The organism is Roseateles sp. P1_C6 (genome assembly GCF_056406315.1).
This window is the reverse complement of sequence record NZ_JBFUAK010000002.1, coordinates 501,125-527,798: the sequence shown is the minus strand read 5'-3', so window position 1 is coordinate 527,798 and position 26,674 is coordinate 501,125. Positions and strand designations below refer to the sequence as shown.

The window sequence follows — 26,674 nt, the reverse complement described above, 5'->3', positions numbered from 1 at the left end:
CCGTCAACCCATCGTTCCACGCGCCTGCATCGCCTCGCGCCAGCGGCACAGATGGGGGTGCTCGTCGCCGGGCTTGACCTTCACGACGCGCGCGAAGTCCACCGCCACGACGGCCGTGATGTCGGCGATGCTGAACTGCCCGGCGGCGATGAAGTCGCGGTCGGCCAGGTGGGCGTTCAACGCGGCGAAGAAGCCCCGCACCCGCACCAGGCCGCGCTTCGCCAGCTCGGGGATCTGCGCGTGGTCCACCGGCCCGGTCAGCGCGCGGTTGGCCATCGCCGGGCTGCTGTTGCGAAAGGCCTCGGCAATCGCCAGCAGCCCCTCGAACTCGATGCGCCACTGCCAGCCGGCCACCTCGGCTTTTTCGATCGGTGTGCGCCCCAGCAGCGGCGGCTCCGGAAAGCGCGCTTCCAGGTAGGCCGCGATGGCCGCGTTGTCCGTCAGCACCGGGCCCTCCTCGGTTCGCAGCGCCGGCACCGTGCATTGCGGGTTGATCAGGCGATAGGCCTCGCCCATCTGCTCGCCGGCACGCAGGTCGATCTGCACCGCTTCGTAGGGCACGCCCTTCTCGGCGAGCAAGATGCGCGCACGGCGCGGGCTGGGGGCGGTGGCGCAGTCGTAGAGCGTGATCATGGCGCGGGGGCCAGCTTGTCCTGCGTCTTCGTGTCGAAGTCGCTGGCCTCGTGGCGCTCATGCAGCTGGCTGCTCGGCTCGCCCCAGGTGCGGTTGACCTTGCGGCCGCGCTGCACGGCCGGGCGCTGGGCGATCTGGTCGGCCCAGCGGATCACATGGCGGTACTCGTGAACGGCCAGGAACTCGCCAGCCGTGCCATAGAGCTGCGCCTTGGCCAGCGCGCCATACCAGGGCCAGGTGGCCATGTCGGCAATCGTGTACTGCTCGCCGGCCAGGTAGGGCCGTTCGGCCAGCAGCCGGTCCAGCACGTCCAGCTGGCGCTTGACCTCCATCGCGTAGCGGTCGATGGGGTACTCCTGCTTGGTCGGCGCGTAGGCGTAGAAATGACCGAAGCCACCACCCAGGAAGGGCGTGCTGCCCATCTGCCAGAACAGCCAGCTCAGGGCTTCGGCGCGCTCGGTGCCGCCGGCCGGCAGGAAGGCGCCACCGAACTTCTCGGCCAGGTAGATGAGGATGGCGCCCGACTCGAACACGCGCACGGGCTCGGGCCCGCTGTGGTCCACCAGCGCCGGGATCTTGGAGTTGGGGTTGGCCGCGACGAAGCCGCTGCCGAACTGCTCGCCCTCGTTGATGCGGATCAGCCAGGCGTCGTACTCCGCGCCCGCATGGCCCAGCGCCAGCAGTTCCTCCAGCATGACGGTGACCTTGACGCCGTTGGGCGTGCCCAGCGAGTACAGCTGCAATGGCTGCCGCCCCACCGGCAGCGCCTTGTCGTGCGTGGCGCCGGCCATGGGCCGGTTGATGCTGGCGAACTGCCCGCCATTGGCCTTGTTCCAGGCCCAGACCTTGGGCGGGATGTAGTCGGTCGGCTCGGTCATGCGCGGGGGCTCCGGCGGGTGGCGAAGCCGCCACGGTAACCACGCCGGCATGCACCTCGCCGCCGTACGGCCTTGGCGCGATGTGCCAGGTCAGCCCGGCACGGCCAGCGCGAAGGCCTGTTTGCCGTTGCGCTTGACGTGGTACAGCGCCTCGTCGGCGGCGCGCGTCAGCCGCTGTGGCTCGCTGCCATGGATGGGCAGGCAGGCCACGCCGATGCTGACGCCCACACTGACTGCCTCGCCCGTGGTCAGCACGATGGGCTGGGACAGGCCTTCGAGCAGGTCCTGCATGGCCTGGGCCAGCACGGCGTCGCCGGCGCCCACATCGCGCAGCGCGATGATGAATTCATCGCCGCCCAGCCGCGCGACCAGGTCGGACGAGCGCCGCACTGCCGCGCGCATGCGCTCGGCGCAGGCCACCAGCACCTCGTCGCCTGCCTGGTGGCCGTGGCTGTCGTTGATGTGCTTGAAGCCGTCCAGGTCGATGCAGGCCACGGCCAGCGACGCGCCGCGCGACTGCGCCTCGCTGGCAAAGCGTTCCAGCGTCGCCTGGCCGGCGGCGCGGTTCTTCAGCTGGGTCAGCGCGTCGTGTTCGGCGCGGTGGCGCACTTCGTTCTCGTCACTCTTGCGCTCGGTGATGTCGTAGATGACGCCCTCGACCGTCTGCCCGTCGACATGCTGGACGGAGATCAGGCAGTGCACCCAGCGCCGCTCATCGCCCTGCTGCACCAGCTCCAGGTCGGCAGACACCGTCTCGCCACGGCGCGTCGCGTCGTCGATCATCTGGCGCACCTGCTCGGGCCGGTGGAAGACGCGGGCGATGAAGTCATCCTCGCTGAGCTCGCGCAGCTCACCCATGGACAGGCCGACGACGCGCGACACCGTCGGGTTGCCGTTGATCAGGCGGCCGCCCTCGTTGAGCACGAAGATGCCGGCGCTGCTGGAGTCGAAGATCTGGCGGTACTGGGCCTCCATCGCCTCGACCTCGGCACGCAGGCTGCGCTCGGTCTGCAATGCACGCGCGTTGGAATCGAGCAGCGCGTTCGCGCCGGCGATCAGCACGCCGATCTCGTCGGCCGCGTGGTTCGCGGGCGTCTCCAGCCGCTCGCCGGAGCCCGGCGTCATGCGCCGCAGCGCGCTGGCCAGCCGCACGATGGGTCGCGACACCATGCGCGCGGCCAGCAGGTACAGGATCAGCGCCAGCAGCGCGGCCTGCCCGGCCATCGCCGCCGCCAACGTGTAGGCCTCGCGGTCGGCGTCGGCCTGCACCTTGGCGTCGTTCAGGCGGATGCGCAGCTGGCCCAGGTGTTCTTTGGCATCGAAGGGCGACACGACCGGGCGCGTCAGCAGCGTCGCATCGAGCCGCTCGGTGGCACCGGACCGCAACACCTTGGCCAGCGCCCGGCCGTCGGCGGCCACCACCTCGACGACGTCGATCAACTCGTTGCGCGCCAGGCCACCCGCCACCTCCTGCAGCAGCACGGTGTCGTTGGCGAACGCGCCGATGGACAGCGTCTTCTCGACGGCCAGCGCCAGCGCCTCGACGCCGCTGCGGCTGCTGGCCAGCGCGCGCGCCTGTCCCAGCTGGTAGGCGATGGTGGCCGCGGCGACGGCCAGCAGCGCCGCGCTGGCGAACACCAGCAACATGAAGCGCAACTGCAGGCTGTTCGCGCCACGTACCCGCGGCGTGGGCGCCCTCATTTGGCCGGCTCTTTGATGACCAGCACCGTGCGCAGGCCGGCCTCGGTCGGCTCCTTGCTGAGCCAGCCCAGCGCGCTCGGGTTGCGGCGCAGGATGCCGGCCATGGCAGTCTCGTCCGGCAAGGCCTGCGGCGGCACGCTCTGGCCCGAGAACATCAGCCGCGACCAGTAGCTGTTGACCTGGGCCACGCCCATGCCGGTCAGCGCCTGGTAGAAGGCCGCGCGGCGCGGGTGGTCGCGCGGCAGGTCGAAGATCAGCGCGAAGTCGCCGTTCGCGAACGCGCGGCTGCGGCCCATGAAGAGGTCCACGGCGTCCTTCTGCGTCAACGCGCGCTGCGGGTTGCTGGCGTGCACGACGATGTAGAAATCGGCCCGCGCCGGCAGCGCGCAGGCCAGCAGTGCGAGGACGAAGGTGATGCGGGCCAGCATGGTCTTCAGAAGATGAAGTCCACGACGGCGGTCGCAACGGTGGCGCGCGCCGCACTACCGTCGGCGCCCGTCCACAGCGACGAGCCGCCGGTCGGCACACGCACGCGGTCCCATTGCAGCTTCAGCGCCGCCTGGGGATGGAAGTCCCAACGCACGCCGATGGACCAGCTGGACTGTTCCAGGCGTGCGCCGTTCAGCACGCCGGTGGCGGCGTTGCCCAGCAGCTGCGCCTGTGCCGCGCCGGCCGGGCCGATCACCGGCGTCAGCGCCTCCTGCCACACGGGCGGGCTCAGCACGGGCACGGCATTGCGCGCCACGCCGTAGCCCACGTAGGGCGTCCAGTCGCCCAGCCGGTGGCCGAGCGTGGCATAGGCCGTGTTTTCGGTCGTGAGCGGCGCGGCCGAGACGCGCACGAACTCGGCGCTCCATTGCCAGTCGGCCAGCTCGTACCGCACGCCCAACTCCGAGAAGATGGCCCGGATGCCGTTGGCGCTCAGGCGCTCGCGCAACGTGCGCGCCTGGGTGGCGATGGCCGGCAGGGGCAGCGCGCCGAGCTGGCCCAGGAATGCCAGCCCGGGCTGCAGATCCGTCTGGTCGAAGTGGATGCGCGCGCGCGCAATGCTGGCGCGCACCAGCAGGCCGCCTTCCTCGCGCGACACCATGCCGGCGACCACCGAGTTCAGCCGGCCGGCCTTGGAAAAGTTGCTGTCGCCGATGTCCGTCGAGCCGGTCATGAGCTTGACCCGCCACTGCGCCTCGCCCTGGAACCAGCTGCGCGCCACGTCGCCGCCATCCAGCGTGGTCGGCAACCGGGCGTACAACTCCACGGGGGGCCGTGCGGTCGTGAAGCCGTAGCCGACATTGCGGTAGTCGGCCATCAGGAAGGCGTCCACATTCACGCGACCCACGCGCAGCGCCCACTCGGCGTTGGGGCGGTAGCTGATATGCGCCCATTCCAGCGCGTCGCTGTCGGCGGCAAAGGCGCCGCGCTTCTTCGCGATGGCCTGAGCGACCAGTTCGAGCTGGCTGCCCAGCGCGTAGTTCAGTTGCACGCCCAGCCGCGTGTCGACGTCGCCGCGCCAGGTGGCGTCCGTGCCGGACTGCGTCAGCTCGCGCCGGAAGCCCCAGCCGGCCGGGGCGTCAACATGGCTGAGCCCCAGGCTGCCGAAGCCGCTCAAGCGCAGGCCGCCAACGCTGGTCGGCTTGTCCGCTTCCTCGGCCTGGGCGGCGCCCACCATGGCCACTGCGGCCAGGGCCGCAAGCAGGCCGTGCTGCCAACAACGTCGTCGGGATGTCTGGTCTGGCATGGGTGAAACGCACACTGTGCAGCGATTATTAGGCCCTGGCCTGCCGCCGCGGCAAGCCCGACGGCGACGAATTGCAACCCCATCACGCTCGCCCCAACCTTGCACGCACCAGGGTCGGCACCGCCCCGTGAAAATGCCACGCATGCGTATCGACTTCATCTCCGACATCGTCTGCCCCTGGTGCGCCATCGGCCTGTATTCGCTGGAAGCCGCCGCGGCGCGCATCCCCGGACTGGAGCTGGACCTGCACTTCCACCCCTTCGAACTCAACCCGAAGATGGGCCCCGCCGGCCAGGACATCGAGGAGCATCTGGCCGAAAAATACGGCGCGAGCCCGGCCGCGCTGGCCGGCACCCGCCAGGCCATCCGCGAGCGCGGCGCGGCGCTGGGCTTCGACTTCCGCATGGAGGCGCGCAGCCGCATCTACAACACGCGCGACGCCCACCGCCTGCTGCACTGGGCCGACGAGGCCTTCGGTGGCAGCGTGCAGCGCACACTCAAGGTGGCGATGTTGAAGGCCTATTTCAGCGAAGGCCGGGATGTGTCCGATCACGTCGTGCTGCTGGACCTGGCCACCGCTGCCGGCCTGCCGGAGGTCGAGGCCCGCGAGCTGCTCGCTGGCACGCGCTACGCCGATGACGTCATCGCCGCCGAGGCCGAGGTGCATGCCCAGGGCATCCATGCGGTACCGGCCATCGTCGTCAACCAGCGCCACCTGATCCAGGGCGGGCAGTCGGTCGAGGTCTTCGAGCAGTTGCTGCGCCAGGTCATGACGACGCCGGCCTAGGACGAACCCGCCTGTCCCCACTTGTGAGGATGGGCGCGGCCGGCCCCCGCGCTACGCTCACCTGGCACTGCCAGGAGACGCTGATGAAGACCTTGCTTGCCGCCGCGATGGCGCTTTCGGCCACCGCCAGCGCCACGGCCGCCACGCCGACCGGCGTGAGCCTGTTTGACCTTCGGGTCAACAACAGTGCCAACAGCGGCAACCGCGCGACCGGGGACATCATCGTCTGGGGCGTCAACGGCGTCGCCCCGCCCGTCGACAACCCCGGCGCCTATGTCTACGGCTTCTCGGGCACCTGCCCGGTGGGCAAGACCTGCGACTCCTTCACGACAGACCCGGACTGGATCAAGCAGCGCCTCTTCGAGCGCGACATGACCGCGCTGCCGCACCAGTACTACGCCTCGCGCCCCTATGACCCGACGCTGACCGGCTCCTGGCGCATCTACCTGTCCACCAACGCGAGCTTCAACCCCAACACCGTCTATCAGACACCTGGGCTTGGCAACGTGGGCGCCATGCCCTTCGTCAGCTCGATGACCGTGAGCGGCTCGGGCCTGACCCCCAGCGTGAGCTGGACGCTGCCAGGCGGCACGCCCACCAGCATTGACCAGATGCGCGTGCGCGTGTTCGACAACAGCCACCCCGCCACCGTGGAATCTCGCTACGGCGACCCGTACAGCTTCCTGCAGTCGGACCAGCTCTTCCAGAGCGCGGCGCTCGGCAGCACCAGCTTCACGGTGCCGGCCGGCCTGCTGAGCTATGGCACGCACTACTCGATCGCCATCGACCTCAACCACCTGCGCGCCGACGGCAGTCCGGTGTCGCGCTCCACGTCGTATTTCGACTTCACGCCCATCAACCCCGCCACACTGCCCGCCGGTGTCAGCAACATCGAGCTGCCAACATTGACACCGGTGCCGACGACATCGGGCCTGCTGGCCGGCCCGGTCTATGGCTTCAACGTCGCCGACGTCGGCGCCGACCACATCACCTTCATCGACCCGGTCGTTGCCACCGGCTTCAGCTACGCGACCGGTGCGGGTGACCCCAACTTCAAGACCGTGCAGGTCGCCAGCAACGTCGGCGATGGGCTTTACGAGGTCTGGACCTGGACGGGCAGCGCCTGGCAGAAGAGCGCCGATGCCATCGCCGCGGGCGCCAGCTTCGACTTCACGGCCCACGGTTTCACGACCGGCGTGGACCGCTTCCAGATCCGCGGCATCGAGCCGTCGGCCGGTGTCAACGCCTTCGACGTGACCGGTTTCGTCACCGGGCTGTCGTTTGTCGCCAATGGCAGTTTCACCGGCACGATGCAGGCGCTGACCGCCGAAGCCATCCCCGAACCGGCGACCTGGGCGCTGTGGCTGGCGGGTGTTGCCGCGCTGCTGACATGGCGCCGCCGCCAAGCCTGAGACAATCCGGCCCAGAAGTTAAGAAAGCCCGCCACTGGCGGGCTTCGCGTTTGTCTGGAGCCCTGTTTTCCCGTGTTCAAGAATCTCATCACCTACCGCATTGGCGAAGGCTGGACGGCCGACGCCAAACAGCTCGCCGAACAGCTCGCCAAGGAAACCTTCCTGCCTTGCGCACCGACGCAGCCCCTGGCCGTCGGCTGGACACCGCCGCGCGGCATCGAGCACGCGCCCCTCGTCGAGGTCGTGGACGGCCACTGGCTCGTCAAGCTCAAGCGCGAACAGCGCCTGCTGCCCTCCTCCGTCGTGCAGGAACGCGTGGACGAGCTGGCCGAGCACATCGAGGCCACGACCGGTCGCAAGCCCGGCAAGAAGGCCAAGAAGGAGCTGAAGGAGCAAGCCGAGCACGAGCTGCTGCCGCGCGCCTTCACCAAGACCTCCGCCACGCAGGTTTGGATTGCGCCCCAGCAGCACCTGCTGTTCGTCGATGCCGGCTCCAGCAGCCGTGCAGACGAGGTCATCACGCTGCTGATCCAGGCCAGCCCCGGCCTCTCGCTGCAGCTGGTGCAGACGGCCGAAAGCCCCGCCGCCGTGATGGCCGCGTGGCTGATGGACGGCGTGACGCCCGAAGGCTTCCAGATCGAGCGCGAGTGCGAGCTCAAGGGCAGCGACGAGCAGAAGCCCGTCGTGCGCTACGCCCGCCACCCGCTGGACATCGACGAGGTCCGCGCCCACCTGACCAGCGGCAAGATGCCCACGCGCCTGGCGCTGAGCTGGAACGAGCGCGTCGCCTTCACGCTGACCGAGGGCTTCGCGGTCAAGAAGATCAGCTTCCTGGACCTGGCCTTCGAAGGTCGGCCCGAGGCCAGCGGCGACGAGGCCTTCGACGCCGACCTGGCGCTGGCCACCGGCGAGCTGGGCCGGCTGATCCCGGCGCTGATCGAGGGCCTGGGCGGCGAGCACGACTTCGCGGCCGCCGGCACCCCGCCGGCGCCGGCCGCCCTGCCCGCTCCCACGGCCGAGGAAGCCGTCAGCGAAGCGCCGCCCTGGTGATCGCCGCGGCGGGCGCCGTCAGACGCTCGCCTTGCCCGTGGGGAAGCGCAGCGCGAAGCGGATCGTGCCGGCCGGCGTGCACGACGCGCGGGCCTCGCCGCCGTGCAGCGCCATGATGGCCTTGACGATGGCCAGGCCCAGCCCGCTGGACTCCGCCGGCCGGCCACGCGACGCATCGGCGCGGTAGAAGCGATCGAACAGCCGCGCCAGCTGCTCCACCGGGATGGGCTCGCCTTCGTTCTCCACCGCGATCGTCGCGCCGGCCTCGTCCTGCTGGCCGATCAGGTGGATCGTCGTGCCGGCCCGGCTGTAGCGCAGCGCGTTGACCACCAGGTTGTGGATGGCGCGCCGGCACAGCGGCGCGTTGACGAGTGCCGAGCCGCTTGCCTGCACCTCGAAACGCAGCCCGGCCTCGTCCGCGGGGCCGTCGAAGTACTCCGCGATGCGTTGCAGCTCGTCGGCCATGTCCAGCGACGCGCGCTCGATCTGCAGCGTGGCGTGGTCGGCCTGCGCGAGGAACAGGATGTTGTCGACGATCAGCCGCAGCCGGTTCAGCTCCTCCAGGTTGGACTCCAGCAGCTGCTGGTACTCGGCGGCTTCGCGCGGCCGGTTCAACGCCACCTGCGTCTGCCCGATCAGCGCGCCGACCGGTGTGCGGATCTCGTGCGCCAGGTCGGCCGAGAACTGCGACAGCCGCTCATAGCCGGTCGCGACGCGGTCCAGCATCGCGTTGAACACGGCCACCATGTCCTGCAGCTCCTGAGGCGCATCCTGTGCCGGCAGCCGGATGGCCAGGTTGATCGGGTTGATCAGCGCCGCCTGCTCGGCCACGCGGCGCAGCGGCCGCAACCCGTGGCGCAGCACCAGCCAGACCAGCAGCGTGCACGCCGCCATCGCCATGAGCGTGCTGGCCAGCGCCTGGTTGCGGGCCTTGACGATCATCTGCATCTCGCTGACCAGCGGGTGGCCCGCGACAACCTCGATCAGCGCGCCATCCTGCCCGGAGCGGGCCTGGGCCGACACCCAGTGCAGGCGCGGCTGGCCAGGCGCCTGGACATCACGCACGTCCTTTGGACCGATGGGCCGGCCAGCGGCGACCGGCGGGATGTCGGCCGGCACCGCCGCGTGGTCGGGGTTGACCTCCACCAGCGGCGCCTCGCCGGCGCGGCGCAGGATCAGCACGTCGCTGGCCGAACCCAGCAAGGCTTCGAACAGCAGGGAGCGGTCGCGCAGGTCGGCGATGGTCTGCGCATCGACGACGAGGCGGCGGAAGTGCTCGGCGCGGCCGATCAGCTGCTCGTCGGCATGCGCGGTGATGCCGGTGCGCGCGGCGAAGAAGAAGTACATGCCCAGCATGCCGGTGGTCCAGACGGCGATCAGCCCGCACAGCAGCGTCACGCGCACGGCCAGCGAGCGCGGCAGCCAGCGGGTGGCCCTCATTCAGCCGCCCCCTCGGCAGGCACGTCGCCAAACGCGTAGCCGATGCTGCGCACGGTGTGGATCAGCGGCGTCGCGAATGGCCGGTCGACCTTGGCGCGCAGCCGCTTGATGGCCACGTCGACGACGTTGGTGTCGCTGTCGAAGTTCATGTTCCACACCTCGGACGCGATCAGCGTGCGCGACAGCGCCTCGCCCTGGCGTTTGACCAGCAGGTGCAGCAGCAGGAACTCCTTGTTCGTCAGCGCGATCTCCAGGCCCTCGCGCGTGACCTTGCGGCGCAGCACGTCCAGCTTCAGGTCGGCCACCTCGTAGACATCGGCCTCGCGCACGGCGCCGCGCTTCAGCAGCGTGCGGATCCGCAGCACCAGCTCGGTGAACGAGAACGGCTTGACGAGGTAGTCGTCGGCGCCCAGCTCCAGGCCGCGGATGCGGTCGCTGAGCTGGTCGCGCGCGGTCAGGAACAGCACGCGCATGTCGCCCCTCCCGTTCCCCTTGCTGCGCAGCGCCGGCATGATCTGCCAGCCGTCGATGCCGGGCAGCGTCACGTCCAGCACCACCAGGTCGTAGACGTTGTTCAAGGCCATCTGCAGGCCGTCAGTGCCGGTGCGCGACAGGTCCACCGCGTAGCCGCTCTCGCGCAGCCCCTTCTTCAAGTAGTCGCCGGTCTTGGGGTCGTCTTCGATGACGAGGATCTTCATGGGGCCGGATTGTGCGCAGCCGCCTCGGCGGACGGGATGACGTTTTTGTCATCCACATGTCACCCCCGGGAGGCGCCCGAATTCCTAGAGTGACGTCCATCGTCAACACACCCGAAAGACAACCGCATGCGTCCCCCCTTGTCGACCCTGGGCATGGTCCACACCGCCATCAGCCTGTTGCCGCTCATCGCCGGCCTGTACGCCTTCGCCCGCCACCGGCGCATTGATCCCGGCACCCGCTCCGGCCGCGTCTACGTCGTCGGGCTGGTGCTGTCCGTGCTGACGGCCTTCGGGCTGTCGAGCACGGGCGGGTTCAACCCCGGCCATGCGCTGGGCATCCTCGCGCTGCTGGCCATGGCCGGCGCCCTGCTCGCGCCGCGGCTGGCCTTCCTGGGCCGTGCCCGGCCCTACCTGGCCACGTTCGGGCTGTCGTTCACCTTCTTCCTGCTGCTGGTGCCGGGCATCAACGAGACGCTGACCCGCCTGCCCGCCGGCCAGCCGCTGGCCAGCGGGCCGGAGTCGCCGCTGGTGAAGACGGCGCTGCTGGCCTGGCTGGTGGTCTTCCTCGCGGGCTCCTTGCTGCAGGCGCTGGCACGGCGGGCCAGCCGCAGGCGCGAGGTCAGAAACCCATCTTGAGGGTCACGCGCACCGTGCGCGGCTCGGCGGGGTGCACGTGCCGGTCAGCCACCGGCGCGGCCTCGCCGGGCAGTTGCGATTCGTAGAAATACTCGATGTCGTTGACCTTGCGGTCCATGACGTTGAAGACGTCGAGCGTCAGCTCGGCCTTTGCCCACAGCTTGCGGCTGACGCGCACGTTGGTCGTCAGCGACGACCGCGAGCGCACGCTGTTGTCCTCGATCAGCGCGCCCGAGCCCAGGTAGCGCCAGTTCACGCTGGCCGACCAGGGGCCGAGGTCGCGTGCCGTGACGGCAATCGAGGCGACCTTGTCGACAGCGTTCGGGATGCGGCTGCCGGCCGGGTCGGCATCGGCGAAGCGCGCGTGCGTCCAGGCCAGGTCGGCGTCGATCAGCAGCCAGGGCACGGGGACGTAGCGGTTGTTCCATTCGATGCCGTGACGCTTGCTGGGGCGGTTGGCTTCGGTGGCGCCAGCGTCTCCGACGTAGACCAGCTCGGAGTCGAAGTCCAGCTTCCACAGTGCGACCGAGCTCTGCAGGCCCGGCAGCCACTCCGTGCGTGCGCCCAGTTCCATGCCGCGCGCCGCGACCAGCCCGAGCACCTTGGCAACGGCGTCACCGGTCTTGGGGTCGACGGTGGCCGTCGTGCCGCGCGCGTCGTTGCTGTGAAAGCCGCGCCCGGCGTTGAAGAAGAACTCGGTCTTGGCCCACGGGCCGGCGATGAGCGCGAACTTCGGGCTCAGCAGGTGGGCCGATGCACTGCCCGAGTTGGCCGCCCCAACTGCTGAGTTCATCCGGCTGTCGACCTTGAAGCGCGCCCCGTCCGCGCGCAGGCCGACGACGCTGCGCAGCCAGGGCGTCAGCTCCACCGACGTCTGGCCGTAGACGCCGGCCAGTGTTTCGCGCACGTCGTCGTCACGCGTCGTCGCGATGGCGCGGCGCTCCACGGTGTCGAACAGGCCGACACGGATGCGGTCATGGCGCACCTGCAGGCCGACCTCGCTCCTGGCCGACAGGCCGCCGATGCGATGGTCAAACGCGTGGCTGGCGTTGGCGCCGTACACGCTGCGCTGGTCCTGCTGCGAGAACTGGTCGCCGTCGTCAGGGCGCTCCAGCGCGTAGGTGAAGTTGGAGAACAGCTTGAGCCGGTAGCTCATCGCATAGGCCGACACGTGCATGGTGCCCGCGTCGCTGCTGCGGTGCCATTCGCCGGACAGGCTGGTGCGGCGCGTCTCACCGCCGTCGCTCTTGTCGATGGCGTCGAAACGCCCGAAGGGCCGGCCGTTGAACGTGCCGGCGGCAATCAGCCGCTCGGGGACCTGGTCGGTCGACGTCCATGTGGCGCCATAGCCCATCACGCTGGCGCTCCAGCCCTCGGCGCGCGTGCCGCCGGACAGCGTCAGCACGCCGTTGCTCTTGCGCAGACGCTCCGGCAGTTTCCACGGGCCGTCGTTGTGCTGCACCTCGACGGCACCCAGCAGGTGCATGTTGCCCAGCGTCGCGGAGCCGGCGCCGACGAAGCGGCGGAACTGGCGCTGGCCCAGCGTCAACGCGGCGAAGTTCTCGTCCAGCGTCGTGCGGTAGTCGATGTCGGCCGCGCCGGCGGCGGCGAAGTCGCCGCTCTTGGCGAAGTACGGCCCCTTGCGGTATTCGATGCGCTCGACCAGCTCGGGGATGAGGAAGTTCATGTCCGAGTAGCCCTGACCGTGGCCATGCGTGGGCATGTTGACGGGCATGCCACTGATGGAGGTCGCGAAGTCGGTGCCGTGGTCCAGGTTGAAGCCGCGCAGGAAGTACTGGTTGGCTTTGCCGTCACCGGAGTGCTGCGTGACGATGACGCCGGGCACGAATTCCAGCACCTCGCCCGGGCGCTGCGCGGGGCGGCTCTTCAGCAGTTCGGCACGGATGCTGCCTTGCGAGGCCGCGTCGGTGCTGCCGATGGCGTTGTCGTAGTGACGACCGGTGATCTCCACGCGTTCCAGATGGCTGGCGGCCGCGACCGTGACCGCAGCGGCGACCGGCGCTTCGGTTTGAGCTTGTGCTGTTGTGACGGCCAGCAGGCAGGCGGTGGCCAGCAGCGTCGGCATGAAGCCGCGCAACGGTCGCGGCGGACGGGCTAGGGGCATTTGAGTTCTCGGCAAGGAGACCTGCGGGCGTGCGCAGGCGCCGCCTGTCGGGGCAACAGGCGGAAGGCAGGCAGGGCGTGGCGGTGGGCGCAAGGCGCGCCCGGGGCGATGTCAGCCGCGAGGCGGCGTCAGCGGTGGCGCGACGATGCGGTCACGCCAGTCGCCGTCAACGGCAGCGGGCCGGTTGCTACCCTCGGCGGCCGGCAACGCCAAGGCCACGGGCAGCCAGGCCAGGAAGGCCGTTGCACCGCCCTGCACCGACTCGTCGGCCGGGTCACCGACGTCCAGTGCGTCGGCGCTGTCGGCGTGCGAGTGCTCGTGAAAGACGCCGCCGTGCGCGTGCAGCCCGGCCGCGGGGCCGCTGCTGGGCACCCAGGCGAGCTTGGGGCCCTTGAGCCTCGGATCCTGCGCGGCGTGCAACTGGTCCAGCAACAGCCGCAGCGGCGACGGCGAGGCTGTGGCTGGCGCCGCGCCCGTGTGCAGGTGGCGATGCCCCTGGACGCCGGCCACCAGCTGCATCACGCTCTGCAACGGCAACACGACCAGCAGCAGCATCAGAAGGCCGGCGCGCGTTCGTTGCAGCAGTGATGACAGGGCGAGGGGCACGGGCGTGACGATCAGGAGGGCAAGCCAAGTGAAGCATCATCCTTGGCAGGCATTGCCTGCGTATGACATGCGCTTCATGGCTCCTACGCGGCCGGCTCGCCGGCGGATTCCGTGCCCCCCAAAGTTCAAGCCTGCAGGTTCAATCCGCCACCCAGCTCAGGAACGGATTCACCGCCAGGTTGGCGTTGACGTAGCGGGCGTCGCCCGTCACCTCGGCGCCCAGCCAGGCCGGGTGCGCAAAGGTCTGGCTCTCGGACTGCAGTTCGATCTCCGCCACGACGAGGCCGGCGTTGGCGCCCAGGAACTCGTCGACCTCCCAGGTCATGCCGTCGAACACGCACAGGTGGCGAATCTTCTCGACGACCGGGCCAGCGCACATGGCCAGCAGCTGCTGCGCATCGGCGAGCGGGATCTCGTACTCGAACTCGGCGCGCGTGGCGCCCTGGGTCGCGCCCTTGATCGTCAGGAAGGCGCGCTCGGCGGCGATGCGCACGCGCACCGTGCGCGCCGGGTCGCGGCTGAGGTAGCCCTGGCTGAAGCGGGTCTGCGCGGTGGCCGGCTGGCGCCAGCCCTCGCCCGTGACGAGGAACTTGCGTTCGATCTCTATGCCCATCGTTCAGCTCCCGTCGTCCGCGGCGCGCGCGGCGGCCTCGCGCAGCTTGTCTTTCTTGCTCTTGCGCGTGCTGCTCTTGATGCCCCCCACGGCCTGCGTTTGCGTCGCCACGGCCTCGGGCTCGAAGCCCGGCAGCTGCTCGCGCGGCACGCGCTGGCCCTGGCGCTTCTCGATGAGGCGGAAATGGCTCTCGGCGTTCTCGGCGCTGTCCGCGCAGATGAAGCTGATGGCCACGCCCTCGGCGCCCGCGCGGCCGGTGCGGCCGATGCGGTGGGTGTAGTCGGCGGCCGAGCGTGGCAGCTCGTAGTTGACGACGGCATCCAGCGCGTCCACGTGCAGGCCGCGCGCGGCCACGTCGGTGGCCACCAGCACGGCGACCTCGCCGGACTTCAACGCCGCCAGCACATCGCGCCGCGCGCCCTGGCTCAGCTCGCCATGCAGCACGCCGGCCTTGAAGCCATGGGCGAACAGCTTGTCCGACACCAGCTCGGCCGTGTAGCGGCTGGCAACGAAGACGAGCACGCGCGGCCAGGCCTGGTCCTTCAGGAGCTGGCGCAGCGCGGGCAGGCGCTGGGCGCGGTCCAGCTGGATGGCACGCTGGCTGATCTGCGGCGGCGCCTCGTCGATCTCGATGCGCACCGGTTCGCGCAGCAGTTGCGCAGCCAGCGCCTGCACGGCCGGCGGAAAGGTGGCAGAGAACAGCAGTGACTGGCGCTGCGCCGGCAGCTGGGCCAGCAGGCGCTGCAACTCGTCGGCAAAGCCCTGGCCCAGCAGGCGGTCGGCCTCGTCCAGCACCAAGCATTGCACGCCGGCCAGCGTCAGGCCGTTGTGGTCCAGCAGGTCCAGCAGCCGGCCGGGCGTGGCCACCATGACGTCACAGCCGCCGCGCAGCGCCATCAGCTGCGGGTTGATGGAGACGCCCCCGAACGCGAGCGCGATCTTGGGGCGGTGCAGCAGCGTGGCCGCCAGCTCGCGCAGCACCTGTGCCGTCTGCGCGGCCAGCTCACGCGTTGGCGCCATCACCAGCACGCGCGGACCGGGGCGCGGTGGCGCTTCGATCAGCCGCTGCAGCAGCGGCAGCGCGAAAGCAGCGGTCTTGCCGGAGCCGGTCTGCGCCAGGGCCAGCACATCGCGACCGGCCAGCACAGGGGGCAGCGCCGCGGCCTGAACGGCGGTGGGGGCGTGATAGCCCTGCTCGCGCACGGCGCGCAGCAGGGCGGGCGCGAGGCCCAGGGATGCAAAAGACATGCGCGATTGTCGCGGCCGCGCGGCCGCGGCGTCAGGACGCCGTCGTGAACGACCAGCTGAGGTGCAGCGGCGTGGCGCCCACGGTGGCATCCAGCTCGACGCGGTAGGTGCTGCCGGCGGCCAGCGGCGCATGGGGCACCAGCGCGGCCTCGCCCAGCGTCAGGAAGCCATGGCGGTCGTTGGCGCCGGTCACCACGGTGGCGGCGATGACGGCGCCATCGGCGGCGTTCGTCATCACGAAGCGGCTGACCTGCACGGGCGACACGGCATGCAGCGAGACCGGATAGCCCTCGGTGAAACTGGCATCCAGCGGCTTGAAATTGGACGCCCGCATCTGCACCGGCAGGTCGGTCGCGCCACTGCGCGGCCACACCACCCAGGCCGCGGCATCAGCCGGCACGCCGTCGGGCATCAGGGCCGTGTCGAACACCATGGCCCGCTGCTGGCTGGCTGGCTTGGCCGAGAAGCCCAGCCCCATCTGCTGGATGCGCGGGTCCAGCAGGAACATGCGGCCGTACAGGTTGTGCAGCGTGTCGTTGACAAGGTCCCAGGGCTGGGCCTCGGTGCCGGCCGGCGTCGCATAGGCGAACACGATTTCACTGCGCGCACGCGCACCGGGCTGGTCGGTGGTCACGAGGCCGGCGCCGGCCAGGCGCTGCGGCAAGTCAGCGCCGGTGAAGCAGGGCAGGCCCTGGGTCTCGTCCACGCCGGCACTGCCGTTGGCCACCATGTACTGGGCGTGGGCTTGTGCCGTGCTGTCGAAGGCCGGCAGGCGCGCGAACTGCGGCAGCCCCGTCGCCGAGCGCACCACATTCACCAGCGAGAACACGGCGGCGCGAACGAGGGGCGCGTCGCCCGGGGCGCAGGCCACGCCAGGCGCCGGGTCCGGCGGGGCCGGCACCGGATTGGTCACGGTGGACGCAGCGGGGGCGGCGGGGGTGGCCGCGGCACCTGACGAGCCACCACCACCACCACCACAGGCCGTCAACACTGACGCCAGCAGCAATGAGGTCACCACGGGCAGGCGGCGGATGTACGACATGGAGACTCCTGAATCGGCTGATGCGCCGTTGCGCTGTCACCGGTCCCAGCGCCGGTGATGCGATTGGAGGCTCGGGCCCTTGGGGCCACCATCGGCCGACGCCAAATCGGCAAGTAGGACGCCGCGAACGTCCTTGTCAGACAATCAAAAGAGCGGCTGCTGGTCGCCCGCCAGCTGCCCGGCCGCGCGGGCCTCGATGAGCAGCATGCGGCGCTTGGTCTCGACGCCGCCGGGCGCCGAGAAGCCCGTCGGCGCACCGCCCGCCCCCAGCACGCGATGGCAGGGCACGATGGGCGCGAAACGGTTGTGACCCTCGGCGCGGCCCACGGCGCGCGCCGCACCGGCGTCGCCCAGCGCGGCCGCGATCTCGCCATAGGTGCGCGTCTGGCCGACGGGGATCTGGCGCGTCAGCCACAGCGCCTGGCGGTCGAACTCGGGCACCGCGCGGTCGTCGAGCTTGACGGCCAGCAGTTCGCGGTGGTCGGCCGTCTCACCGGCCAGCAGGCGCTGGATGCGCGCAATGGCGTCGCGCACGGGTTCGGGCGGCTCGGCTTCGACGGCGCCGTCGAAGCGCTGCTGCATCAGCACGCGCAGCGCGGTCACATCCGCCGCCGGCAGCTGCGAGCCGATCAGGCCTTCGCTCGCATCCCCGCGCCACGCGATGCCGCAATGGCCCAGCGCGGTGGCGAAGACGGCGAACTGCGGCTTCATGCCATGCCCTGCCCCAGGCGTGCCGCTGTCGCACGCGCGGCGACCTCGCGCGGCGCAAGCATCTTCAGCCGGTGGTCGCTCCAGACCTGGCGCCAGCGCCGTGCGCCGGGCGTGCCGTTCCAAAGGCCCAGCGCATGGCGCATGGCATGCGACCAGGAGCGGCCGTTGGCGTGCACGCGGTCGAGGTAGTCCAGCCAGGCCTCCTCCACCTGCTCACGCGAGGCGGCCGGGTCAGGCTGGCCGAAGAAGCGTGAGTCCCACCGCGCCATGCTCCAGGGCTCGTGATAGGCCTCGCGGCCGATCATGACGCCGTCGACCTGCGTCAGCTGCTCGGCGATCTCCTCGGCATTCTTCAAACCGCCATTGATGGCGATGGTCAGCTGCGGGAACTCGCGTTTGAGTTCTGCCACGAGGCCGTAGCGCAGCGGCGGGATCTCGCGGTTTTCCTTGGGCGAGAGCCCTTGCAGCCAGGCATTGCGGGCATGCACGATGAAGACCTCGCAGCCCGCCTGGGCCACGGTGCCGACGAAGTCACGCACGAAGTCGTAGCTTTCGTTTCTGTCGATGCCGATGCGGTGCTTGACGGTGACCGGCAGCGTGGTCGCGTCACGCATGGCCTTCACGCAGTCGGCCACCAATTGCGGCTCGGCCATCAGGCAGGCGCCGAAAGCCCCCTTCTGAACACGCTCGCTGGGGCAGCCGCAGTTCAGGTTGACCTCGTCATAGCCCCAGCGCTCGGCCAGCTTGGCGCTGGCCGCCAGGTCGACGGGCTCACTGCCGCCGAGTTGCAGCGCGACCGGGTGTTCCTCGTCGTTGAAGTAGAGGTGGCGCGGCTGGTCACCGTGCAGCAGCGCGCCGGTCGTCACCATCTCGGTGTACAGCAGCGTGCGGCGGGTGATGAGGCGGTGGAGATAGCGGCAATGCCGGTCGGTCCAGTCCATCATGGGCGCGACGGACAAGCGCCAGGGACTGTGACGCGGGTCGGTCATTCCAGGTCTCTCAGCGGGTGCTGATCAGGCGTCCAGGGGCTGACGAAAAAGGCCTCCACCTCCGCCGCGTCGATGTCGGCCACCGTCGCCGGGTGCCAGCGCGGCGCATGGTCCTTGTCCACCGCCAGCGCGCGTACGCCCTCGACCGTCTCGCTGCGCGCGGCACCACGCAGGTGGAAGGCGTGGTGCACGAGGTCGCGCTCCAGGCGCAGGTCGTCGGCCAGGCTGAGCTTGCGGCCGCGGCGCACCAGCTCCAGCGTGACGGCCATCATCGTCGGGGAGCGCTTGCGCAAGGTCGCAAGCGTTTCGCGCGCCCAGTCGTCGTCGGCCTGAGCCAGCGAGTCAAGGATGGCGGCGACGCTGGGCTGGCCGAAGTGGCGGTCGATGCGGTCCATCGTGGCCTTGGGCGCCGAGATCGGTGCGAGGTCGGCCCGCTCCATGACCGTCGCGACAACGTGCTCGGCGTTGGGCTGGGCGCCGTGGCGCAGGTCTTCGATCAACGCGGGCCACTGCTCGGCGCGCACGAAAACATCGCCCAGGCCCCATTCGATGGCGTCACCGGCGGCAATCGCGTGGCCGGTCAGCGCCAGCCATTCGCCGACATGCCCTGGGCATTGCGCCAGGAAGTAGCCGCCCCCCACGTCCGGGAACAGGCCGATGCCGGTCTCGGGCATGGCGAGCTTGGAACGCTCCGACAGCACGCGCAGCTTGGCGCCCTGGCTGATGCCCATGCCGCCGCCCATGACGATGCCGTCCATCAGCGCGATGTAGGGCTTGGGGTAGCTGTGGATCAGGTGGTTGAGCCGGTATTCCTCGGTGAAGAAGTCCTCCAGCGCGGGATCGCCCGCGTGGGCGGCCTGGTGGAAGAAGCGGATGTCGCCACCCGCACAGAAGGCCGGAGGCTTGCCTTCGCGGCCGGCGCCCAGCACGGCCACGGCCTGGATCTCGGGGCGCGTGGCCCAGTGGTTCAGCAGTGCCGTGATGTCGCGGATCATCGCCAGCGACAGCGCGTTCAGCGCCTGCGGGCGGTTCAGCGTGACGAGGCCCAGGCAGCCATTGACCTCGGCCTGGATGTGGCCGTCTGCACCTAAGGTCGGAATCAGATCGTCGTTCATGCGTTCTTCAGGACGGTTTTGACGGAAGGAGGCGCCAGCGCCTCATTGGCGACCAGCGCGGCAAGCACAAGGCTACCGCCAATCAGCGCGGCGCTGCCCGGGTGTTCGCCCGCAAAAGCCCAGGCCCACAGCACGCCCAGCAGCGTTTCGGCCTGGCCCAGCAGTGCCAGTTCGTGGCTGGGCAGCTCACGCGCCAGGCGCACCGCGAGCAGGCAGGGTACGGCGAGCTGAAAGACCCCGAGGAAGGCCAGCAGACCCAGGTCGTGCGCGCCGGCCTGCATCGGCCAGGCCAGCGGCAGCGTGACAGCCATGGAGATCAGCGCGCCGATGAGCACGGCGGGCAGCATGTCGCCCTTCTGGCCGACCTTTTGCAGCAGACACCAGTTCGACGCGGCGGCGAGCGGCACACCCAAGGCCACGAACACACCCAGCAGCGGCCCGCCGAGCTGGCCACCGAACATCCAGGCGATGCCGGCACCAGCGACCGCGATGGCCCACCAGGTACGCGCCGGAATCGGCTGCCGCAAAAACACGCGCGCAAAGATCGCCGTGAACAGCGGCGACAGCGACATCGTCACCAGCACATTGGCCACCGTCGTCAGCGACAGTGCCACCATGAAGGCCGTGAACATGACGGCCCAGCAGACGCCCGACGCCCAGACCGCGCCGCCCCGCATGGCGGCCCACAGCGCCCTGCCCCGCATGACGCCCAGGATGAGCACCAGCGCCGCCGCATTGAACGCGCTGCGCCAGAACGTGATCTCGAAGCCCCGCGCCGCGTCGAGATGCCTCGTGACGACGCCCGCCGAACTCCACATCAGCGTGACCAGCAACATCAGCAGAACGGCCGAACGGTGCGTCATCAACGAAGAGCGCCCCGTGAAACGGGGCGCGGGCAATCAACTGGCTAGCCCCCTCCCGGAGGGGCTGGGGGGAGCTCAAGGCGCCGCGCCAGCGCAAGCGTGCTCAGCTGCGCTGGGCTCGCTTGCGCTCGTTCTCGGACAGGTGGCGTTTGCGCACACGCACGCTCTTGGGCGTGATCTCGACCAGCTCGTCGTCGTCGATGAAGTCGACGCCGTATTCCAGCGTGAGCTCGATGGGCGGCGTGATCTTGATCGCGTCTTCCTTGCCGGAGACGCGGAAGTTCGTCAGCTGCTTGGTGCGCGTCGCGTTGACGACCAGGTCATTGTCGCGGCTGTGGATGCCGACGATCATGCCTTCGTACACCGGGTCGTTGGGCTTCACGAACATGCGGCCGCGGTCGTCCAGCTTGCCCAGCGCGTAGGTGAAGATCTCGCCGTCGTCCATGGAGATCAGCACGCCGTTCTTGCGGCCGCCGATGTCGCCCTTGTGGGCTTCGTAGCCGTCGAAGATCGACGAGATCAGGCCCGAGCCACGGGTCAGGTTCATGAACTCGTTGCTGAAGCCGATCAGGCCACGGGCGGGGATGCGGTACTCCAGGCGCACGCGGCCATGGCCGTCCGGTTCCATGTTCAGCATCTCACCCTTGCGCAGGCCCAGCGCCTGCATGACGCCGCCCTGGTGGGTTTCTTCCACGTCGGCCGTCACCAGCTCCATCGGCTCCTGCTTCTCGCCGTCGACGTCCTTGAACATCACGCGCGGCTTGGAGACGGCCAGCTCGTAGCCTTCACGGCGCATGTTTTCCAGCAGGATGGTCAGGTGCAGTTCACCGCGGCCGCAGACCTCGAAGATGCCGTCTTCATCGGTTTCCTTCACGCGCAGCGCCACGTTGTGCTGCAACTCCTTCTGCAGGCGGTCCCAGATCTGGCGGCTGGTGACGTACTTGCCTTCGCGGCCGGCCAGCGGGCTGGTGTTGACGCAGAAGTTCATCGTCAGCGTCGGCTCGTCGACCTTCAGCATGGGCAGCGGCGCCGGGTTGAGCGGGTCGGTCACGGTCACGCCGATGCCGATGTCCTCGATGCCGTTGATCAGCACGATGTTGCCCGGGCCGGCTTCGGTGACCTGCACGCGGTCCAGGCCGTGGAAGGTCAGCACCTGGTTGATGCGGCCGTTGACGGTCTTGCCGTCCGGGCCTTCCATGACGGCGACCTGCATACCGGGCTTGATGGTGCCCTGGCTGATGCGGCCCACGCCGATGCGGCCGACGAAGGTGGAGAAGTCCAGCGCCGAGATCTGCAGCTGCAGCGGGGCGGCCGGGTCACCGGACTGGGCCGGCACGTGCTTCAGCACGGTGTCGAACAGCGCCGACATGTCGGGGCCCCACTGCTCGCCCGGCGCGCCTTCGGTCAGCGACGTCCAGCCATTGATGCCGGAGGCGTAGACGACCGGGAAGTCCAGCTGCTCGTCGGTGGCGCCCAGCTTGTCGAACAGGTCGAACGCGGCGTTGATGACGGCGTCGGGCTTGGCGCCCGGCTTGTCGACCTTGTTGACGACGACGATGGGCTTGAGGCCCAGGGCCAGCGCCTTCTTGGTCACGAAGCGCGTCTGCGGCATCGGGCCTTCCTGTGCGTCGATCAGCAGCACCACGCCGTCCACCATGGACAGCGCGCGCTCGACTTCACCGCCGAAGTCCGCGTGGCCGGGGGTGTCGACGATGTTGATGTGCGTGCCACCCCACGACACGGCGCAGTTCTTGGCCAGGATGGTGATGCCGCGCTCGCGCTCGATGGCGTTGCTGTCCATGACGGTGTCGACGACCTTTTCGTGGTCGGCGAAGGTACCGCTCTGGCGCAGCAGTTGGTCGACCATGGTGGTTTTGCCGTGGTCGACGTGGGCAATGATGGCAATGTTGCGGATCGGGGTGGTCATGGTGATGCTTTGGAAAAAACCGGTTCAGGCGGAGAGCAGAGCCTGGACCTCCGGCGGGGTCAACAGGCGGTCGGCGATCAACTCGCCAGAGGTGATGTGGGCGCTGCCGAGGAAGGCACGCGATTCGGGGCCGTAGACGCGCACGCGACCGGCATCGGGCGCGTCGACACGGCGGCGCAGCCCGGACAGGAAACGGGCCGCTTCAGCCGCGGGCAGGCGCAGTTCGGGCGCGTCGGCCAGCAGGCGGTCGGGCGAGGTCAGCAGCGCGGCGCGTTGCTCTTCGGGCATCGCCTCCAGGCCGCTGAGCGTGATGCTGCCGTCCAACGTCAGGCTGCCGGAGCCCGTGCGGCGCAGCGCGGCCAGCGACGCGCCCACGCCCAGCTTCGCGCCGATGTCTTCGGCCAGCGTGCGGATGTAGGTGCCTTTGGTGCAACGGACGTCGAGGGTCACGGTGCCAGCCTGCACGCTGACGATGTCGATGGCATGAATCGTCACGCGACGGCTCTTGCGTTCGATCTCGACGCCGGCGCGCGCGTATTCGTACAGCGCCTTGCCCTCGTGCTTCAGTGCCGAGTACATCGGCGGCATCTGGTCGATCTCGCCCGTGAAGGCGGCACAGGCGGCCGCGATCTGCTCGGGCGTGATGTGATCGGCGTCCAGGCGCTCCAGCACCTCGCCTTCGGCATCGCCGGTGGTCGTGCGGATACCCAAGGCCAGCGTCGCGAGGTAGCGCTTGTCTGCGTCCAGGCTCAATTGGCTGAACTTGGTCGCCGCGCCAAAGCACAGCGGCAGCAGGCCGGTCGCCAGCGGGTCCAGCGTGCCGGTGTGGCCGGCCTTCTCGGCGCGCAGCAGCCACTTGGCCTTCTGCAATGCGTCGTTGCTCGACAGGCCCAGCGGCTTGTCGAGCAACAACACGCCGTGCAGCGCGCGGCGTTGGATGCGTACCCGGGGCGGGCGCTGGAGCTCAGTCGTTGGGCTCATCGGCATCCAGCGCGCGCGTCGCGTTGGCCTTGTTGATCAGCGCACTCATCTCGGCCGCACGCTCGATGGTGCGGTCGAACTGGAAGTGCAGCGTCGGCACCGTGTGGATCTGCAGGCGCTTGAACAGCCCGTTGCGCAGGAAACCGGCCGCCTCGTTCAGCGCTTCCTGCGTCTCGGCCGGGTCGCCGATCAGCACGGAGAAGAACACCTTCGCGTGAGCGTAGTCCGGCGTGACTTCGATCGCATTGATCGTCGCCATGCCGATGCGCGGATCCTTGAGCTCGCGGATCAGCTCCGCCAGATCGCGCTGGATCTGGTCGGCGACGCGGAAGGCTCGGTTGGGGATGGCGCGTTTGTGTCTCATGGCAGGTTTCCTGAAAGAACAAACCCCGCCCCGAGGGGCGGGGTTAACCCTCGGGATTGGAGGTCAGAGCGTGCGGGCCACTTCCTTGATCTCGAAGAATTCGAGCTGATCACCTTCTTTGATGTCGCTGTAGTTCTTGAGCTTGATACCGCACTCGAAGCCTTCCTTGACTTCGCGGACGTCGTCCTTCTCCCGGCGCACCGAGTCCACCTCACCCGTGAAGATGACGGTGTTCTCACGCAGCAGGCGGAAGCGAGCACCACGACGCACCAGGCCGCTGGTGACCATGGAGCCGGCCACCGTGCCGATCTTGGAGGCGACGAACACGACGCGGATCTCGGCCGTGCCCAGCGCTTCTTCGCGCTGCTCAGGCGCCAGCATGCCGGACATCGCCTTGGTCACGTCATCCACAGCGTCGTAAATGATGCTGTAGTAACGCAGATCGACGGCGTTACCTTCGGCCAGCTTGCGCGCACCGGCGTCAGCCCGCACGTTGAAGCCGATGATGACGGCCTTGGAGGCGATGGCGAGGTTGATGTCGCTCTCGCTGATGCCGCCAACCGCCGCGTGGACGATCTGCACCTTGACCTCGGCGTTGCTGAGCTTGAGCAGCGAGGCGGCCAGCGCTTCCTGCGAACCCTGCACGTCGGACTTGATGATCAGCGGCAGCGTCTGCACGTCGCCGGCGCCCATCTCGCTGAACATGTTCTCCAGCTTGGCGGCCTGCTGCTTGGCCAGCTTGACGTCGCGGTACTTGCCTTGGCGGAAGGTCGCGACCTCGCGGGCGCGGCGCTCATCGCCCAGCACCATGAACTCGTCACCCGCCTGCGGCACTTCGGTCAGGCCCTGGATCTCGACCGGGATGGACGGGCCAGCCTCGGTACAGGCCTTGCCGTCTTCGTCCAGCATGGCGCGCACGCGGCCGAAGGTGGAACCCGCCAGCACGACGTCGCCACGCTTGAGCGTGCCGCTCTGCACCAGCACCGTGGCCACCGGGCCGCGGCCCTTGTCCAGCTTGGCTTCGATGACGATGCCCTTGGCCATGGACTCGACCGGCGCCTTCAGCTCCAGCACTTCGGCCTGCAGCAGCACCTGCTCCAGCAGTTCGTCCACGCCCTGGCCGGTCTTGGACGACACGCCGATGAACGGCGACTCGCCACCGAACTCTTCCGGCACGACCTGTTCGGCCACCAACTCGCTCTTGACGCGCTCGACGTTGGCGTCGGGCTTGTCGATCTTGGTCATCGCGACCACGATGGGCACGCCAGCGGCCTTCGCATGGTGGATGGCTTCCTTGGTCTGCGGCATGACGCCGTCGTCGGCCGCGCAAACCAGGATGACGATGTCCGTCGCCTTGGCGCCGCGGGCACGCATGGCCGTGAAGGCCGCGTGACCGGGAGTGTCCAGGAAGGTGATCATGCCGCGCGGCGTGTCGACGTGATAGGCGCCGATGTGCTGCGTGATGCCACCGGCTTCGCCCGCGGCCACACGGGCACGGCGGATGTAGTCCAGCAGCGAGGTCTTGCCGTGGTCGACGTGGCCCATGACGGTGACGACTGGGGCGCGCGACAGCGACTCGTGCTGCTGCTCGGTGATGCCTTCTTCTTCGAGGAAGGCGTCCGGATCGTCCAGCTTGGCGGGGAAGGCCTTGTGGCCCATTTCCTCGACCAGGATCATGGCCGTCTCTTGATCGAGCTGCTGATTGATCGTGACCATCTGGCCCAGCTTCATCAACTGCTTGATGACCTCGGCAGCCTTGACGGACATCTTGTGCGCCAGATCGGCCACGGAAATGGTCTCGGGCACGTGCACTTCCTGGATCTGCATCTCTGCAGGGGCCTGGAAGTTGGACGCATTGCCGCCATTGCGATCGCCGCGGCGGCCGCCGGCACCTCCACGCGCCGGAGCGCGCCAGTTGCCACCGCCACCCGGGCGGTTGGCGCCGGCGGGGCCGGCACCGATGGTCTTGAGGCCGCGCTTCTTGGCGGCGTCATCGGCCCAGCTGGACGACAGCTTCTCGGACTTGACCGACTTCTTGTCGCCCGGCTTGCCGGCACCGGCCGCCGGTGCGGCAGGTGCCGCGCCAGGCGCGCCGGCCTTCTTGTGGATAGTGCCCTTGATGCCAGCACCTTCGACGGGCTTGGGCTCTTCCTTCTTGGCCGCGATCAAGACCTTCTTGGGCGCGTTCATCATCGCGCGGATCTTGGCGGCCTCGTCCTCGGCAGCCTTGCGGCGACGAGCCAGATCGTCCTGCTTCTGCTTCTCTTCGGCAGCGGCGTCGACGGCCTTGACGACGCGCAGCGCCGGCTTGGCAGCCTCGACGGGTGTGGGCGGCGGCGGCGCGACGATTTCAGGCGCGGGCGGCGGCGGGGCCACGACCTCGGGGGCCTCGGGCACGGGCGCGGCCTTGGGCGCACGCTTGGCAGCGGCGGCCTTGTTGATGGCGGCGGCTTCGGCAGCGGCAGCGGCGGCGTTGCGCTGACGCGCCTCGACCTGCTCGCTGCTCTTTTCGGCGCCCTTCTCGGCACCCTTTTCCGCGGGCTTGGCGGCAGCGACAGCCGCAGCGGCTTCGGCTGCAGCCTTGGCGGCAGCTTCGGCGGCGGCCTGCTCCTCGGCACGGCGCTGCTCGGCAGCCTCGCGCGCAGCGCGCTCGGCTTCCTCGCGGGCCTTCACCTTGGCGGCGAGTTCCTCTTCCTGGGCGCGCAATGCGGCGGCCTGGGCCTGGGCTTCTTCCTCGCGGCGCAGCAGATCGGCATCGTCCGGACCGGCCGACGCCTCGTCGGAGGCGTCGTCACGCTTGACGAAGGTGCGCTTCTTGCGCACTTCGACCTGGATGGTGCGGGCCTTGCCACTGGCATCGGCCTGCTTGATCTCGGTGGTCGACTTCTTGACGAGCGTGATCTTCTTGCGATCGGTCGCGGCAGTGCCGTGAGAGAGGCGCAGGTGGTCGAGCAGGCGTTCCTTGTCGGACTCGCTCAGCGAGTCGTCAACGGAAGACTTCTTGACGCCCGCGGCTTGCAGCTGCTCCAGCAGCGTGCCCGCCGGCTTACTCAGCTCGGCGGCGAATTGGGCGACGGTAGTCACGGCCATGTGGGGATCCTTCAAATTACTTTTGGTGCG

At 69.3% G+C, this 26,674-nt stretch carries 24 protein-coding genes; 4 read left to right on the top strand and 20 right to left on the bottom strand.

The window, feature by feature from the left end; genetic code table 11:
* Positions 1-3: 3 nt before the first annotated feature.
* From AC1D29_RS05405 to AC1D29_RS05385, 5 genes are all read right to left on the bottom strand, one after another.
* Positions 4-633 carry a glutathione S-transferase family protein gene (locus AC1D29_RS05405; protein ID WP_477894930.1) on the bottom strand — a complete coding sequence of 210 codons (630 nt, stop codon included), beginning with the start codon at positions 631-633 and terminating at the stop codon, positions 4-6.
* Entirely contained in the window at positions 630-1,511 is an 882-nt protein-coding gene (gene yghU / locus AC1D29_RS05400; RefSeq protein ID WP_477894928.1) for a glutathione-dependent disulfide-bond oxidoreductase, read from the bottom strand. The genes AC1D29_RS05405 and yghU overlap by 4 nt, the downstream gene beginning before the upstream one ends.
* Before the next feature lie 90 nt (positions 1,512-1,601).
* Positions 1,602-3,212, bottom strand: a complete 1,611-nt coding sequence (locus AC1D29_RS05395) for a diguanylate cyclase domain-containing protein (RefSeq protein ID WP_477894926.1) — start codon at positions 3,210-3,212, stop codon at positions 1,602-1,604.
* Positions 3,209-3,640 (bottom strand): hypothetical protein, encoded by a 432-nt coding sequence (locus AC1D29_RS05390; RefSeq protein ID WP_477894924.1) that lies wholly within the window; start codon positions 3,638-3,640, stop codon positions 3,209-3,211. The genes AC1D29_RS05395 and AC1D29_RS05390 overlap by 4 nt, the downstream gene beginning before the upstream one ends.
* A gap of 5 nt (positions 3,641-3,645) precedes the next feature.
* Positions 3,646-4,878, bottom strand: coding sequence for a hypothetical protein (locus tag AC1D29_RS05385; RefSeq protein ID WP_477894922.1), 1,233 nt, complete (start codon positions 4,876-4,878; stop codon positions 3,646-3,648).
* A 202-nt stretch (positions 4,879-5,080) separates the two neighbouring features.
* Between AC1D29_RS05385 and AC1D29_RS05380 the strand changes: the two genes are divergently transcribed.
* From AC1D29_RS05380 to AC1D29_RS05370, 3 genes are all read left to right on the top strand, one after another.
* Positions 5,081-5,734, top strand: a complete 654-nt coding sequence (locus AC1D29_RS05380) for a DsbA family oxidoreductase (RefSeq protein ID WP_477894920.1) — start codon at positions 5,081-5,083, stop codon at positions 5,732-5,734.
* Positions 5,735-5,817: 83 nt separating this feature from the next.
* Positions 5,818-7,146, top strand: a complete 1,329-nt coding sequence (locus AC1D29_RS05375) for a PEP-CTERM sorting domain-containing protein (protein ID WP_477894918.1) — start codon at positions 5,818-5,820, stop codon at positions 7,144-7,146.
* A gap of 72 nt (positions 7,147-7,218) precedes the next feature.
* Complete coding sequence (locus tag AC1D29_RS05370) at positions 7,219-8,196, top strand: recombination-associated protein RdgC (RefSeq protein WP_477894917.1); 978 nt, start codon at positions 7,219-7,221, stop codon at positions 8,194-8,196.
* A gap of 18 nt (positions 8,197-8,214) precedes the next feature.
* Here the strand turns inward: AC1D29_RS05370 and AC1D29_RS05365 are convergent, their stop codons facing one another.
* The gene (locus AC1D29_RS05365) at positions 8,215-9,636 is read right to left on the bottom strand and encodes a heavy metal sensor histidine kinase (RefSeq protein ID WP_477894915.1); all 1,422 of its coding nucleotides are present in this window, start codon (positions 9,634-9,636) and stop codon (positions 8,215-8,217) included.
* Positions 9,633-10,334: a heavy metal response regulator transcription factor gene (locus AC1D29_RS05360; protein WP_477894913.1), complete on the bottom strand. Its 702-nt coding sequence runs from the start codon at positions 10,332-10,334 to the stop codon at positions 9,633-9,635. The genes AC1D29_RS05365 and AC1D29_RS05360 overlap by 4 nt, the downstream gene beginning before the upstream one ends.
* A gap of 126 nt (positions 10,335-10,460) precedes the next feature.
* Between AC1D29_RS05360 and AC1D29_RS05355 the strand changes: the two genes are divergently transcribed.
* Positions 10,461-10,970 carry a hypothetical protein gene (locus AC1D29_RS05355; RefSeq protein WP_477894911.1) on the top strand — a complete coding sequence of 170 codons (510 nt, stop codon included), beginning with the start codon at positions 10,461-10,463 and terminating at the stop codon, positions 10,968-10,970.
* Here AC1D29_RS05355 and AC1D29_RS05350 read toward each other — a convergent pair.
* The 13 genes from AC1D29_RS05350 to infB form a co-directional block, all read right to left on the bottom strand.
* Positions 10,954-13,095: a TonB-dependent receptor gene (locus tag AC1D29_RS05350; protein ID WP_477894909.1), complete on the bottom strand. Its 2,142-nt coding sequence runs from the start codon at positions 13,093-13,095 to the stop codon at positions 10,954-10,956. The two genes, AC1D29_RS05355 and AC1D29_RS05350, sit on opposite strands and share 17 nt — an antisense overlap.
* 111 nt (positions 13,096-13,206) lie before the next feature.
* Positions 13,207-13,701, bottom strand: coding sequence for a hypothetical protein (locus AC1D29_RS05345; RefSeq protein ID WP_477894907.1), 495 nt, complete (start codon positions 13,699-13,701; stop codon positions 13,207-13,209).
* Between the two features lie 139 nt (positions 13,702-13,840).
* Positions 13,841-14,314: a CYTH domain-containing protein gene (locus AC1D29_RS05340; RefSeq protein WP_477894905.1), complete on the bottom strand. Its 474-nt coding sequence runs from the start codon at positions 14,312-14,314 to the stop codon at positions 13,841-13,843.
* A gap of 3 nt (positions 14,315-14,317) precedes the next feature.
* Positions 14,318-15,562, bottom strand: a complete 1,245-nt coding sequence (locus AC1D29_RS05335) for a DEAD/DEAH box helicase (RefSeq protein WP_477894903.1) — start codon at positions 15,560-15,562, stop codon at positions 14,318-14,320.
* Between the two features lie 31 nt (positions 15,563-15,593).
* Positions 15,594-16,604 (bottom strand): hypothetical protein, encoded by a 1,011-nt coding sequence (locus tag AC1D29_RS05330; RefSeq protein ID WP_477894901.1) that lies wholly within the window; start codon positions 16,602-16,604, stop codon positions 15,594-15,596.
* A gap of 144 nt (positions 16,605-16,748) precedes the next feature.
* The gene (locus AC1D29_RS05325; RefSeq protein WP_477894899.1) at positions 16,749-17,315 is read right to left on the bottom strand and encodes a methylated-DNA--[protein]-cysteine S-methyltransferase; all 567 of its coding nucleotides are present in this window, start codon (positions 17,313-17,315) and stop codon (positions 16,749-16,751) included.
* Positions 17,312-18,304: a tRNA dihydrouridine(20/20a) synthase DusA gene (gene dusA / locus AC1D29_RS05320; protein ID WP_477894897.1), complete on the bottom strand. Its 993-nt coding sequence runs from the start codon at positions 18,302-18,304 to the stop codon at positions 17,312-17,314. The genes AC1D29_RS05325 and dusA overlap by 4 nt, the downstream gene beginning before the upstream one ends.
* On the bottom strand, positions 18,301-19,419 hold the full coding sequence (locus AC1D29_RS05315; protein ID WP_477894895.1) for an enoyl-CoA hydratase/isomerase family protein: 1,119 nt from the start codon (positions 19,417-19,419) through the stop codon (positions 18,301-18,303). Before AC1D29_RS05315 ends, dusA begins: the two co-directional genes overlap by 4 nt.
* The gene (locus tag AC1D29_RS05310; protein WP_477894893.1) at positions 19,416-20,282 is read right to left on the bottom strand and encodes a DMT family transporter; all 867 of its coding nucleotides are present in this window, start codon (positions 20,280-20,282) and stop codon (positions 19,416-19,418) included. Before AC1D29_RS05310 ends, AC1D29_RS05315 begins: the two co-directional genes overlap by 4 nt.
* A gap of 103 nt (positions 20,283-20,385) precedes the next feature.
* Positions 20,386-22,209 carry a translational GTPase TypA gene (gene typA, locus AC1D29_RS05305; protein ID WP_477894890.1) on the bottom strand — a complete coding sequence of 608 codons (1,824 nt, stop codon included), beginning with the start codon at positions 22,207-22,209 and terminating at the stop codon, positions 20,386-20,388.
* 24 nt (positions 22,210-22,233) lie between these two features.
* Positions 22,234-23,190, bottom strand: a complete 957-nt coding sequence (truB, locus tag AC1D29_RS05300; protein ID WP_477894888.1) for a tRNA pseudouridine(55) synthase TruB — start codon at positions 23,188-23,190, stop codon at positions 22,234-22,236.
* Positions 23,174-23,554 carry a 30S ribosome-binding factor RbfA gene (gene rbfA, locus AC1D29_RS05295; protein WP_477894886.1) on the bottom strand — a complete coding sequence of 127 codons (381 nt, stop codon included), beginning with the start codon at positions 23,552-23,554 and terminating at the stop codon, positions 23,174-23,176. Before rbfA ends, truB begins: the two co-directional genes overlap by 17 nt.
* A gap of 63 nt (positions 23,555-23,617) precedes the next feature.
* Positions 23,618-26,644: a translation initiation factor IF-2 gene (gene infB / locus AC1D29_RS05290; protein ID WP_477894885.1), complete on the bottom strand. Its 3,027-nt coding sequence runs from the start codon at positions 26,642-26,644 to the stop codon at positions 23,618-23,620.
* Between the last annotated feature and the right edge of the window lie 30 nt (positions 26,645-26,674).